Raw genomic sequence first — 12,134 nt, forward strand, 5'->3', positions numbered from 1 at the left:
GCGGGGCTTTTTTACGGCTATCGTTTGGGGTGGGAAGGACTCCCTCATCCATGACAAAGAGGCTATCGGGCATGCGTCACCACTCGGTCATCCACACGCCGAAACTCAGCGATTATCAGGAACTGACCCGGGTCTGGGAGGCCTCGGTGCGCGCGACTCATGATTTTCTGCCGGAATCCTACATCGAGCTGCTGAAGAATCTGGTGCTGACCCGCTACCTCGACGCAGTGATGCTGATCTGCACCCGCGACAGCCACCAGCGCATCACCGGATTTGCCGGGGTCGCCGCGGGCAAGATCGAAATGCTGTTCATCGACCCGGCGCATCGCGGCCAGGGCCTTGGCAAGAAACTGCTGAAGTACGCCATGGAGCACCTGAACGCCGACGAACTGGACGTCAACGAACAGAACCCGCAGGCCCTGGGGTTTTATTTCAAGCAAGGGTTCGAGGTGATCGGCCGCTCGGAAGTCGATGGCATGGGCCAGCCCTATCCGCTGCTGCACATGCGTCTGAAACAACCGGAGCAGCGCGCGGTACGCGGCTAAAAGCCACACGGCGCAAATGCAATCGGGCTTAACCGGCCCCAGGCAGGTACAATGCCCACCCCTTTTTTGTTACGGCCCCTGTCATGACTGACCCGATTCGCCTCTCCAAACGCCTCATCGAACTGGTCGGTTGTTCCCGCCGCGAGGCCGAGCTGTTCATCGAGGGCGGCTGGGTCACCGTGGACGGCGAAATCATCGACGAGCCGCAATTCAAGGTCGGCGACCAGAAAGTCGAGCTCGACAAGGACGCCAAGGCCACCGCGCCGGAGCCGGTGACCATTCTGCTCAACGTGCCGGCCGGCATGGATGTCGACACCGCCATGCAGTCGCTGAATGCCGACACCCTCAGCGAAGAGCACCGCTACGGCAAGCGTCCGCTGCGCGGGCATTTCCTGCGCCTGACCGCCAGCGCTGACCTGCAACCCAAGGCCAGCGGCCTGCTGGTGTTCACCCAGGACTGGAAGGTGCTGCGCAAGCTCACCGCCGACGCGGCCAAAATCGAGCAGGAATACGTGGTCGAAGTCGAAGGCGACATGGTTGCCCACGGCCTCAATCGCCTGCAGCACGGCCTCACCCACAAGGGCAAGGAGCTGCCGCCGGTCAAGGCCAGCTGGCAGAACGAAAACCGCCTGCGCTTCGCCATGAAGAACCCGCAGCCGGGAATCATCGCCCAGCTCTGCGAAGCGGTCGGCCTGAAGGTGATCGGCAGCCGCCGCATCCGCATCGGCGGCGTGTCCATCGGCAAGGTGCCGGTCGGCCAATGGCGCTACCTGTCCGGCAAAGAGAAATTCTAAGGCTCGCAAGCCACCCTATATTTCCGGCACCGCGCCCGCGCGATGCCCACAGCGAACAAACAGGATTGCACACATGGTTCACAACGACGTTCTGCGCAGCGTGCGCTACATGCTCGACATCAGCGACAAGAAAGTGGTCGAGATCATCAAACTCGGCGGCCTGGACGTCACGCTTGCCGATGTCGTGACGTACCTCGACAAGAAAGAAGAAGACGAAGAAGGCTTCGTGCGCTGCCCGGACGAAGTCATCGCGCACTTCCTCGACGGTCTGGTGATTTTCAAGCGCGGCAAGGACGAGAGCCGTCCGCCGCTGCCGATCGAAGTGCCGGTGACCAACAACATCATCCTGAAAAAGCTGCGCGTGGCCTTCGAACTGAAAGAAGACGACATGCACGCGATCCTCAAGTCGGCCGATTTTCCGGTGTCCAAGCCTGAGCTGAGCGCGCTGTTCCGCAAGGTCGGCCACACCAACTACCGCCCGTGCGGCGATCAGTTGCTGCGCAATTTCCTCAAGGGCCTGACCCTGCGCGTTCGCGGCTGATTTTTTTGCAAAAACAAAACGGCGACTTCGGTCGCCGTTTTCATGCATGCCCCTCCATTCCTTCCAAAAATAGTGGCTCCGCTTTTCGCGGCCGGCGACTAGGGTGTACTGAACCCTAGCCCTCAGGATTCGCCATGCACCCGTATTTCTCCCTGCAAGGCCGCACCGCCCTGGTGACCGGCGGCACCCGTGGTATCGGCAAAATGATCGCCAAGGCCTTTGTCGAAGCCGGCGCCCGCGTGTACGTCTGCTCCCGTGACGCTGAAGCCTGTCATCAAACCGCTGAAGAACTCAGTGCCGTGGGCACTTGCCTGGGCGTGGCGGCGAATCTGGCGACGGAAGAAGGCGTTAAAGAACTGGCCGCGCGACTGGGCGAGCAGATCACTCATCTGGACATTCTGGTGAACAACGCCGGCACCACCTGGGGCGCGCCGCTGGAGAGCTACCCGGTCAAGGGCTGGGAAAAGGTCATGCAACTCAACGTGACCTCGGTGTTCAGTTGCATCCAGCAGTTTCTGCCGTTGCTGCGCAAATCCGGCTCGGCGGCCAATCCGGCGCGGATCATCAACATCGGTTCGGTGGCGGGGATCTCGTCTTTCGGTGAACAGGCCTACGCCTACGGGCCGAGCAAGGCTGCTCTGCATCAACTGTCGCGAATTCTCGCCCGGGAACTGGTGAGCCAGCACATCAACGTCAACGTCATCGCGCCGGGGCGTTTCCCGAGCAAGATGACCCAGCATATCGGCAACGATCAGCAGGCACTGGCCGAAGACACCGCGCTGATCCCGATGAAACGTTGGGGCCGTGAAGAGGAAATGGCGGCGTTGGCGATCAGCCTGGCGAGTACTGCCGGGGCCTACATGACCGGGAATATCATTCCGCTGGATGGCGGATTCAGTCTTTAGGTCGGCGATCCGGCCTTCGCGAGCAAGCTCGCTCCCACATTTGGAATGCGTTTCCCTGTGGGAGCGAGCTTGCTCGCGAAGAGGCCAGGTCTGACACCACCAGACTTGAAGCCTGCCGGGTTATCATGCCCGCCCTGCTCCGCTTCGAATGCAAACCATGACTTACAGCGTCTCCCCCATCGGCTTTGTCCGCTCCTGCTTCAAGGAGAAGTTTGCCATCCCGCGCCAGCCGCAACTGGCCCCCGCCGCCCGTGGCGTGCTGGAACTGGTGGCACCGTTCGATCAGGGCGACGCAGTACAGGGACTGGAGCAGGTCAGTCATGTCTGGCTGCTGTTCCTGTTCCATCAGGCACTGGAAGACAAGCCGCGCCTCAAAGTCCGCCCTCCGCGCCTGGGTGGCAACAAGTCCATGGGCGTGTTCGCCACTCGCGCCACGCATCGGCCGAACGGCATCGGCCAGTCAGTGGTGAAGCTGGACAAAGTCGAGGCCAATCGCCTGTTCATCTCCGGTATCGACCTGCTGGATGGCACGCCGATTCTCGACATCAAACCCTACGTGCCCTACGCCGACATTATTGCTGACGCGTCCAACAGCATCGCCAGTGCTGCGCCGCAGTTGATTGACGTGCAGTGGACGGACTCGGCGCTGAAACAGGCGCACACACACGCTCAACGCCTCGATGAACCGTTAGTGGCGCTGATCGAGCAATGCCTGGCCCAGGATCCGCGTCCGGCGTATCAGACGCCCGCGCCCGAACGCGAATACGGCGCGCAGTTCTGGGATCTGGATGTGCGCTGGCATTACCCGACGCCGGAGCAGATTCGCGTCCTGGAAGTGGTTCCCGCCGCTGACTGAACCCCGAAAACGAAAAAGCCCGCGCTGCCTTCTCAGGCAACGCGGGCTGATCGTTCCCACGCTCTGCGTGGGAATGCATCCAGTGACGCTCTGCGTCACCTATAAACAGCTTACTTCTCGACGAATGCACGCTCGATCAGGTAATCACCCGGCTCACGCATACGCGCCGAAATCTTCAGGCCAAAGCTGTCGAGCACTTCGCTGGTCTCGTCGAGCATGCTCGGGCTGCCGCAGATCATCGCGCGGTCGTCCTGCGGGTTGATCGGAGGCAGGCCGATGTCGCGGAACAGCTTGCCGCTGCGCATCAGGTCGGTCAGACGGCCCTGATTCTCGAACGGCTCGCGGGTGACGGTCGGGTAGTAGATCAGCTTGTCACGCAGCGCTTCGCCGAAGAACTCGTTCTGCGGCAGGTGCTCGGTGATGAACTCGCGGTAGGCGACTTCGTTGACGTAACGGACACCGTGAACCAGGATCACTTTCTCGAAGCGCTCGTAGGTTTCCGGGTCCTGGATCACGCTCATGAACGGCGCCAGACCGGTGCCGGTGCTCAGCAGGTACAGGTGCTTGCCCGGGTTCAGGTCGTCCAGCACCAGAGTGCCGGTCGGTTTCTTCGAGATGATGATCTCGTCGCCTTCCTTCAGGTGCTGCAGCTGGGAGGTCAGCGGACCGTCCTGCACCTTGATGCTGAAGAACTCGAGATGCTCTTCCCAGTTCGGGCTGGCGATCGAGTAAGCGCGCATAAGCGGGCGGCCGTTTGGCTGTTGCAGGCCGATCATCACGAACTGACCGTTCTCGAAGCGCAGGCCCGGATCGCGGGTGCACTTGAAGCTGAACAGAGTGTCGTTCCAGTGATGAACACTGAGGACACGCTCGTGGTTCATGTTGCTCATGTACGTGGGACTCCTGGAGATTGATCTGCGCCTGCCCGGCTCGCGTTGAAGGATGCCGACGGTGCGCAATTGCATCGCATTCTAATAGCGCCGACAATATCTGTTAACTGGATTATTAAGATAAGGGTTATCGGTTATATCGATATGCGATTTACTCTTCGTCAACTGCAAGTCTTCGTTGCTGTCGCCCAACAGGAAAGCGTGTCCCGTGCTGCGGGTCTGCTCAACCTGTCGCAATCGGCCGCCAGCACTTCCATCACCGAACTGGAGCGCCAGTCCAGCTGCCAGCTGTTCGATCGCGCCGGCAAACGTCTGAGCCTCAACGCTCTGGGCAAACAGTTGCTGCCGCAAGCCGTGGCCCTGCTCGATCAGGCCAAGGAAATCGAAGACCTGCTCAACGGAAAATCCGGTTTCGGCTCACTGTCGGTGGGCGCGACCCTGACCATCGGCAATTACCTGGCGACGCTGCTGATCGGCGGCTTCATGCAGCGCCATCCCGAAAGTCAGGTGAAGCTGCATGTGCAGAACACTGCCAATATCGTGCAACAAGTGGCTCATTACGAAATTGATCTGGGTCTAATCGAAGGCGATTGCAGCCACCCGGACATCGAGGTGCAGAGTTGGGTCGAGGATGAACTGGTGGTGTTCTGCGCCCCGCAGCATCCGTTGGCCAAGCGCGGCAGCGCGACCATGGAAGAGTTGACGCACGAAGCGTGGATTTTGCGGGAGCAGGGTTCGGGCACGCGCCTGACCTTCGATCAGGCGATGCGGCATCACCGCAGCGCGCTGAACATCCGGCTGGAGCTGGAACACACCGAAGCGATCAAGCGCGCCGTGGAATCAGGTCTGGGGATTGGCTGCATCTCGCGCCTGGCGCTGCGTGATGCCTTCCGTCGCGGCAGCCTGGTGCCGGTGGAGACGCCGGATCTGGATCTGGCGCGGCAGTTCTATTTCATCTGGCACAAACAGAAGTACCAGACCTCCGCCATGCGCGAATTCCTCGACCTGTGCCGCGCCTTCACCGCCGGGGTCCAGCGCAGCGACGAGATCGTTCTGCCGAGCATCGCCTAAAGCAGAATCACCGCCCACACCAGGGCAATCATGCTCAGCGCCACGAATTGCGCGGCACTGCCCATGTCCTTGGCGTTCTTGGACAGCGGGTGCAACTCAAGCGAGATGCGGTCAATGGCCGCCTCCACTGCCGAATTCAACAGCTCGACGATCAGCGCCAGCAGGCACACAGCGATCAGCAACGCCTGCTCGACCCGGCTGACATTGAGAAAAAACGTCAGCGGAATCAGCACCACGTTGAGCAGCACCAGTTGGCGGAAAGCAGCTTCGCCAGTGAAGGCGGCGCGCAAGCCGTCCAGCGAGTAACCGGAAGCGTTGAGGATGCGTTTCAGGCCCGTCTGGCCCTTGAAAGGTGACATAAAGTAGATAACCGACCGAAAGAAAGTGGGGAAGCTAGATCAACGAAAGTCAAAAAAGCGTGAAGACGCCAGCACTTACTGGCTCGGAATTGACTCAAGTTGCTGCAGCAGTAAAGCTGCCTGGGTCCGGGTTCGCACGTTCAACTTGCGAAAGATCGCCGTGACGTGCGCCTTGATGGTCGCTTCGGACACGCTCAGCTCGTAGGCGATCTGCTTGTTCAGCAACCCTTCGCAGACCATGGTCAACACCCGGAACTGCTGCGGTGTCAGGCTCGCGAGGCCATCACTGGCAGCCTTGGCTTCATCCGAAACACTGACCGCTTCAAACGCCTGAGGCGGCCAGAACACATCGCCGTCCAGCACCTTGCGCACCGCTTCCTGAATCACGCTCAGGTCGCTGGACTTGGGAATGAAACCACTGGCGCCGAATTCCCGGGACTTGACCATCACCGAGGCTTCTTCCTGGGCCGAAACCATCACCACCGGAATCTGCGGGTATTGACCGCGCAGCATCACCAGCCCGGAAAACCCGAAAGCGCCCGGCATGTTCAGGTCCAGCAGCACCAGATCCCAGTCAGCCTTTTCGGTCAGGCGGGCTTCCAGCTCGGCGATGCTCGCCACTTCCACCATGCGCACGTCCGGGCCAAGGCCCATCGTTACCGCTTGATGCAGTGCGCTACGAAAAAGAGGGTGATCATCGGCAATCAGGATGTCGTATGTGGCCATTTTTCAAATGATCCTGTTTTTGATGGCGGGCCCGCGCATTCGGGCCTTGCCAAAGCAAATCCAGACACCGCCCGGCAGCGGCATCCACAGGGGCACGTTCAACGCCAATCACGAACAAAAACGGCGTTTCAAACCTTGGCCGCACCCCAATCGGCGCCAAGCATGACCAGCGAAGCCGGGGTGGTCAAGCCGCACGGCCACTGCTTTAGCAGTATGGGCCAGGATCAGGCCGGTACGGGGGGCGCGTTTCGGATATAGGGCTGCAATTCGGCGTGGGCCGGCGTCGATACATTGACCTCCAGTTGCTGCTTGGCCCCCAGGTAATGCTGGCTGAACACATCGAAATAGGCGTCCAGCGCCGACGCGGCGTCCGAATCGCCGGCCAGTTCCAGGCACAGCGCCGCCACTTCGGCGGTGCACAGGTGTTCACTGCGGGTCGAGCGGCGCAGGCGATAACGCGACAGCTTGTCGGGTAACAGGCTCAGAATCGGCAAGCGGTCGAAATACGGGCTCTTGCGGAAAATCTTCCGGGCTTCGGTCCAGGTCGCGTCCAGCAAGATGAACAGCGGACGCTTGCTGCTATCGAGATCCACGGTGTTGGTCACCCGCGAGGGATCGACGTACTCACCGGGGAACACCAGATACGGCTGCCATTGCGGGTCGCTCAGCAGCGCCAGCAGTTGCTCGTCAGGTTCGGTCCGGGACCAGATGAAGGCATGGTTGTCGCGCACGATGTCGGCGATCAGCCAACCGGTGTTGCTGGGTTTGAACACTTCCTTGCCTGTCATGATCAGGCAAACGCCCGAGCGCGTATCGACGGTCGGCCGCCAGGCGCACAGGCAATGGCTGATGATCACCCGACAATCGCGGCAACGCGGGGAGCGAAAGCCACGGGCCTGAATCGGCTTGATACCTTCATCCTCGCGCTGGTCGCGCAGGCGGGCCACGGCGTTGGGGGCATGATTCATTGCAGGCGGCACCGGCAGACAGGAAAACTCGACACAAACGATACTCGGCAGGGCAATAAAGGGCGGCAGTTTACCAGAGCGGCAGGCACAAGCCTGTACCCTCCCGACCGGCTCCCCTATAATTCGCCGCCACTGAACGCACAGTCACGTGGCTGGTCGAACCACCAGTCACTGAACCAGGAGAGTTTCATGCTGCGCCTTATCGTTCCCACCGCTGCCATTCTGCTGGCTTCGTCCTTCAGCGCTCAGGCGGCATCCCTGAGTGAGCAGAATCTGAACCGAGAGCTGCGCAATGTCGCCGCACAAAGCAGCGTCGGCACGCCACGGGCGATCAACGAAGACATTCTTGATCAGGGCTACACCGTCGAAGGCACTACGCTGATCAACCACCTGAGCGTGCAAAAGAGCCACGCCGACAAAATGCGCGCCGATCCCAAAGCCGTGTATTTCCAGTTGGGCGCCTCGGTTTGCAACAATCCGTCGTACCGTAAGCTGATGGCCAAGGGCGCGATCATGCGTTACGACTTCACCGAAGTGAAAAGCAACAAGGCGATCGGCTCCGCCAGCTACCAGGAATCGGATTGCCCGAAAGCGGCTCCAGCGAAGAAGAAGTAATCATCGCGACGTGGCGCGCCGCTGTTCATCCTCGGCGCGCAGTTCGGCCAGCAAGGCCTGCAAGTAACGCGAGCGGCGATCCCCTCCCGCCAGCCGTCGGCAGCACTCCTCCTCGAGACTCACTTGGTTGGTCTCGGCCGATGCTTTCAACAACCGATACAGCTGCGTATCGATCTCCAGAATGACTCTGGTCATGTGTCCTGCCTCCTTGCCACCCGCAAATCCTTGAATAGCGTGCACCTTGCGTACGGTCGTTGACGCAAAGTTGTCGTACGGCGCCTTTAACTTAGTAAATCAGAGCATTCAGCCCTCGACGCGGCATCGGACGAGCGGTGAAAACACTTCGCAAAACGCCAATAAGCAGTTGCCAGGAAAGACTTTGCGGCGCAATGCTCGATGAGCGAGAAGTGCTTCGAGGGTCTAGATTCAAAGTATTCCCGTTCATTTTTCCAACGGCAGGAAAGGATCTGCCGGATGTTTGTTTTCTTGCAGCGCGGCACTGACGCCGCACGTCAGGGCCGAAAGCCCTGTGCAGAAGGAGAAGTTGCATGCCTTACCAACCGAATGACCTGCTCAGCCGTCATTTTCAGGAAAGCGGCCACGACCTCATCAGCAAGGTCGAAGAACAACTCAACCTCGTGTCACCCAACAGCCCGAATTCCCCCATTTACCGCGACATGATCCTGACCGTGCTGCGCATGGCCCAGGAAGACCACAACCGCTGGAATGCGAAGATCACCCTGCAAGCCCTGCGCGAACTGGAGCAGGCCTTTCGCACCCTTGAACAGTTCAAGGGACGACGCAAGGTCACGGTGTTCGGCTCGGCTCGCACCCCGGTCGAACATCCCCTTTACGCCATGGCTCGTGAACTCGGGGCGGCGCTGGCCCGCTCGAACATGATGGTCATCACGGGTGCCGGCGGCGGAATCATGGCAGCCGCGCATGAAGGTGCCGGTCGCGATCAAAGCCTCGGGTTCAACATCACCCTGCCCTTCGAACAACATGCCAATCCCACTGTGGACGGCACCAATAATCTGCTGCCGTTCCACTTCTTCTTCACCCGCAAGCTGTTCTTCGTCAAGGAGGCCGATGCGCTGGTGTTGTGCCCTGGCGGATTCGGCACCCTGGACGAAGCGCTGGAAGTACTCACGCTGATCCAGACCGGTAAAAGTCCCCTGGTGCCGGTGGTGCTGCTGGACGCACCGGGCGGGACGTTCTGGCAAGGCGCACTGGACTTCATCCGCCAGCAATTGGAGGAAAACCGCTACATCCTGCCGACCGACCTGAAGCTGATGCGCCTGGTCTACAACGTTGAAGAGGCGGTGGAACAGATCAACCAGTTCTACGGCAACTTCCACTCCAGCCGCTGGCTCAAGCGCCAGTTTGTCATTCGCATGAACCACAAGCTGAGCGATCAGGCCCTCGACCATATGCAGGAAGCCTTTGCCGATCTGTGCCTGAGCGACCAGTTCCATCAACACGCCTACGCCGGTGAAGAACACGACGAGGCTCAATTCAGCCACCTGACGCGACTGGCCTTCGCCTTCAATGCCCGGGACCACGGCCGTCTGCGAGAACTGGTGGACTACATCAACCAGCCTGAAAACTGGGCCGAGTCAAACCCCCAGACCGCGCAACGCACCCGCGAACCGTCGAAGGTAACGTGAAGGCAAAAAAACGGCCCGCTATTGAAATAGCGGGCCGTTTTTTGATTGAAGCTGGAGCGATTTAATCGTCCATCCCTCTGCCGCTGAACAAGCAGTTGATCATCTCCATCGAGAATCCCCGGTACGCCAGGAACCGACCTTGTCTGGCGCGCTCCTTGGCATCGCCGGGAAGCTGTCCGGAGAACTTCCGTTGCCACGTGTCCGTTAGCTGCTCCTGCCAGTTGATGCCGCTCTCACGCAACGCGAGTTCAATATCGGCGCGTTGCAAACCGCGCTGGCCAAGTTCTTCGCGAATCCGCAGTGGGCCGTAACCGGAGCGGGCGCGATAGGAAACAAAGCTTTCAAGATAACGGGCTTCGGAAAGCAGCCCTTCTTCCGTCAAACGGTCAAGGGCTGTTTCGATCATCTCGGGGGGAGCGCCACGCTGACGCAGTTTGCGCGTCAGCTCGACTCGACCGTGCTCGCGGCGTGCGAGCAGGTCCATGGCGGTTCGCCGCACCGCGACGAGGGTATCGAGTACGGCGGTTGTCATCGGTGCAATCAGATATCAGCGTCAGCCAGGTCGTCTTCGGTCTCTTTGACCGCAGAAGCCTTCGAGTCGGCGATCACTGTTGGCGACAGCAGTTTGTCACGCAGTTGCTTCTCGAGCTTGGCCGCAACTTCCGGGTTGTCTGCCAGGAACTTGGCCGAGTTGGCCTTGCCCTGACCGATCTTGGTGCCTTCGTAGGCATACCAGGCGCCGGACTTCTCGACAAAACCGTGCAGCACGCCCAAGTCGATCATCTCGCCGTTCAGGTAGATACCCTTGCCGTAGAGAATCTGGAACTCGGCCTGACGGAACGGCGAAGCCACCTTGTTTTTCACAACTTTGACGCGGGTTTCGCTGCCGACCACTTCGTCGCCTTCCTTCACCGCGCCGGTACGGCGGATGTCGAGACGAACCGAAGCGTAGAACTTCAGCGCGTTACCACCGGTAGTGGTTTCCGGGCTGCCGAACATCACGCCGATCTTCATCCGGATCTGGTTGATGAAGATCACCAGGCAGTTGGCGTTCTTGATGTTACCGGTGATTTTACGCAGCGCCTGGGACATCAGACGGGCTTGCAGGCCCACGTGCATGTCACCCATTTCGCCTTCGATTTCAGCCTTCGGCACCAGGGCGGCCACAGAGTCGACGATGATCACGTCAACGGCGTTGGAGCGCACCAGCATGTCGGTGATTTCGAGGGCCTGCTCGCCGGTGTCCGGCTGGGAAACCAGCAGGTCGTCGACGTTGACGCCCAGCTTGCCGGCGTACTCGGGGTCGAGGGCATGTTCGGCGTCGACGAAGGCGCAGGTCGCACCGGCTTTTTGAGCCTGGGCGATCACGGACAGCGTCAATGTGGTTTTACCGGAAGATTCAGGACCGTAGATTTCAACGATACGGCCTTTTGGCAGGCCGCCGATGCCAAGTGCGATGTCCAGACCCAGAGAGCCGGTGGAGATGGATGGGATCGCCTGACGGTCCTGATCGCCCATACGCATTACGGCACCCTTGCCGAATTGACGTTCGATCTGACCCAGGGCCGCAGCCAAGGCTTTCTTCTTGTTGTCGTCCATTAAAGTCCTCACGTAATCAATAAGGCCTGACGGCCAACACCTGTATAAGTAGCCAGTATTATTCCACAGCGTTCACGGATCGCCTACCCCTGATTTTCGATTTCTCGTGCCGCTAGTCGCAGCAAGCCGTCTAGCGCGGCCTTCACCGTTTGTCGGCGGACTTCGTCGCGGTTTCCGGGGAAGTGCTGGAGCTCACTGGAAACCGCGTCGCCCACGCCCCAAGCCAGCCAGACGGTGCCCACCGGTTTGTTCGGCGAACCACCGTCCGGCCCGGCCACACCGCTGACCGCCACGGCAAACCGCGCCAGGCTTTTCTCCTGAGCGCCACGTACCATGGCCTCGACCACCTCGCGACTGACCGCGCCCACGGTGCCGAACAGATCAGCCGGTACATTCAACTGCTGGGTTTTCTGGCGGTTGGAGTAGGTCACGTAACCCGCCTCGAACCACGCCGAACTCCCCGGAATGCGGGTGATGGCTTCGGCAATCCCGCCACCGGTACAGGACTCGGCCGTAGTGACGTGGGCGTTGAGCAATTGCAGACGTCGGCCAAGTTCGGCCGCCAGTTGGGTGATTTCTTTCACGGCGCGCTCCGGAT

17 protein-coding genes are annotated in these 12,134 nt (G+C 60.2%); 9 read left to right on the top strand and 8 right to left on the bottom strand.

The window, feature by feature from the left end; all coding sequences use genetic code 11:
• The first annotated feature begins 71 nt into the window (after positions 1-71).
• From MKZ87_RS10210 to tsaA, 5 genes are all read left to right on the top strand, one after another.
• Positions 72-545, top strand: coding sequence for a GNAT family N-acetyltransferase (locus MKZ87_RS10210; protein ID WP_041475157.1), 474 nt, complete (start codon positions 72-74; stop codon positions 543-545).
• Positions 546-628: 83 nt separating this feature from the next.
• Positions 629-1,339 carry an rRNA pseudouridine synthase gene (locus tag MKZ87_RS10215; RefSeq protein ID WP_227234623.1) on the top strand — a complete coding sequence of 237 codons (711 nt, stop codon included), beginning with the start codon at positions 629-631 and terminating at the stop codon, positions 1,337-1,339.
• Between the two features lie 73 nt (positions 1,340-1,412).
• A complete protein-coding gene (locus MKZ87_RS10220; protein ID WP_085697391.1) occupies positions 1,413-1,880 on the top strand; it encodes a DUF1456 family protein in 468 nt (155 codons plus the stop codon).
• Positions 1,881-2,014: 134 nt separating this feature from the next.
• Complete coding sequence (locus tag MKZ87_RS10225; protein WP_085697390.1) at positions 2,015-2,785, top strand: SDR family oxidoreductase; 771 nt, start codon at positions 2,015-2,017, stop codon at positions 2,783-2,785.
• Positions 2,786-2,942: 157 nt separating this feature from the next.
• Positions 2,943-3,641 (top strand): tRNA (N6-threonylcarbamoyladenosine(37)-N6)-methyltransferase TrmO, encoded by a 699-nt coding sequence (tsaA, locus tag MKZ87_RS10230; RefSeq protein ID WP_176247720.1) that lies wholly within the window; start codon positions 2,943-2,945, stop codon positions 3,639-3,641.
• A 110-nt stretch (positions 3,642-3,751) separates the two neighbouring features.
• Here the strand turns inward: tsaA and fpr are convergent, their stop codons facing one another.
• Complete coding sequence (gene fpr / locus MKZ87_RS10235; RefSeq protein ID WP_085702623.1) at positions 3,752-4,531, bottom strand: ferredoxin-NADP reductase; 780 nt, start codon at positions 4,529-4,531, stop codon at positions 3,752-3,754.
• 144 nt (positions 4,532-4,675) lie between these two features.
• Between fpr and MKZ87_RS10240 the strand changes: the two genes are divergently transcribed.
• The gene (locus MKZ87_RS10240; RefSeq protein WP_011332748.1) at positions 4,676-5,602 is read left to right on the top strand and encodes a LysR family transcriptional regulator; all 927 of its coding nucleotides are present in this window, start codon (positions 4,676-4,678) and stop codon (positions 5,600-5,602) included.
• Here the strand turns inward: MKZ87_RS10240 and MKZ87_RS10245 are convergent.
• Together MKZ87_RS10245 and erdR are read right to left on the bottom strand one after the other, a co-directional pair.
• Entirely contained in the window at positions 5,599-5,961 is a 363-nt protein-coding gene (locus tag MKZ87_RS10245) for a diacylglycerol kinase (RefSeq protein WP_003222276.1), read from the bottom strand. The two genes, MKZ87_RS10240 and MKZ87_RS10245, sit on opposite strands and share 4 nt — an antisense overlap.
• A gap of 75 nt (positions 5,962-6,036) precedes the next feature.
• A complete protein-coding gene (gene erdR, locus MKZ87_RS10250) occupies positions 6,037-6,687 on the bottom strand; it encodes a response regulator transcription factor ErdR (RefSeq protein WP_085647827.1) in 651 nt (216 codons plus the stop codon).
• Here erdR and MKZ87_RS10255 point away from each other — a divergent pair.
• Complete coding sequence (locus tag MKZ87_RS10255; RefSeq protein ID WP_170929707.1) at positions 6,680-6,853, top strand: hypothetical protein; 174 nt, start codon at positions 6,680-6,682, stop codon at positions 6,851-6,853. The two genes, erdR and MKZ87_RS10255, sit on opposite strands and share 8 nt — an antisense overlap.
• Positions 6,854-6,911: 58 nt before the next feature.
• Here the strand turns inward: MKZ87_RS10255 and MKZ87_RS10260 are convergent, their stop codons facing one another.
• Positions 6,912-7,655 carry a tRNA-uridine aminocarboxypropyltransferase gene (locus tag MKZ87_RS10260; RefSeq protein ID WP_085697387.1) on the bottom strand — a complete coding sequence of 248 codons (744 nt, stop codon included), beginning with the start codon at positions 7,653-7,655 and terminating at the stop codon, positions 6,912-6,914.
• Positions 7,656-7,844: 189 nt separating this feature from the next.
• Here MKZ87_RS10260 and MKZ87_RS10265 point away from each other — a divergent pair, with 189 nt between their 5' ends.
• A complete protein-coding gene (locus tag MKZ87_RS10265) occupies positions 7,845-8,270 on the top strand; it encodes a PA3611 family quorum-sensing-regulated virulence factor (RefSeq protein ID WP_085697386.1) in 426 nt (141 codons plus the stop codon).
• Here the strand turns inward: MKZ87_RS10265 and MKZ87_RS10270 are convergent, their stop codons facing one another.
• Positions 8,271-8,465, bottom strand: coding sequence for a hypothetical protein (locus MKZ87_RS10270; RefSeq protein WP_085697385.1), 195 nt, complete (start codon positions 8,463-8,465; stop codon positions 8,271-8,273). It abuts the gene before it with no gap.
• A gap of 353 nt (positions 8,466-8,818) precedes the next feature.
• Here MKZ87_RS10270 and MKZ87_RS10275 point away from each other — a divergent pair, with 353 nt between their 5' ends.
• On the top strand, positions 8,819-9,937 hold the full coding sequence (locus tag MKZ87_RS10275) for a TIGR00730 family Rossman fold protein (RefSeq protein WP_085702622.1): 1,119 nt from the start codon (positions 8,819-8,821) through the stop codon (positions 9,935-9,937).
• A gap of 61 nt (positions 9,938-9,998) precedes the next feature.
• Here MKZ87_RS10275 and recX read toward each other — a convergent pair whose 3' ends face one another.
• The 3 genes from recX to MKZ87_RS10290 form a co-directional block, all read right to left on the bottom strand.
• A complete protein-coding gene (gene recX, locus MKZ87_RS10280; RefSeq protein WP_085702621.1) occupies positions 9,999-10,469 on the bottom strand; it encodes a recombination regulator RecX in 471 nt (156 codons plus the stop codon).
• An 8-nt stretch (positions 10,470-10,477) separates the two neighbouring features.
• A complete protein-coding gene (gene recA, locus MKZ87_RS10285) occupies positions 10,478-11,536 on the bottom strand; it encodes a recombinase RecA (protein WP_085702620.1) in 1,059 nt (352 codons plus the stop codon).
• Positions 11,537-11,619: 83 nt separating this feature from the next.
• The gene (locus tag MKZ87_RS10290; protein ID WP_085702619.1) at positions 11,620-12,120 is read right to left on the bottom strand and encodes a CinA family protein; all 501 of its coding nucleotides are present in this window, start codon (positions 12,118-12,120) and stop codon (positions 11,620-11,622) included.
• Positions 12,121-12,134: the final 14 nt, after the last annotated feature.

This window comes from Pseudomonas sp. MCal1, assembly GCF_026341415.1.
Lineage (GTDB): Bacteria > Pseudomonadota > Gammaproteobacteria > Pseudomonadales > Pseudomonadaceae > Aquipseudomonas.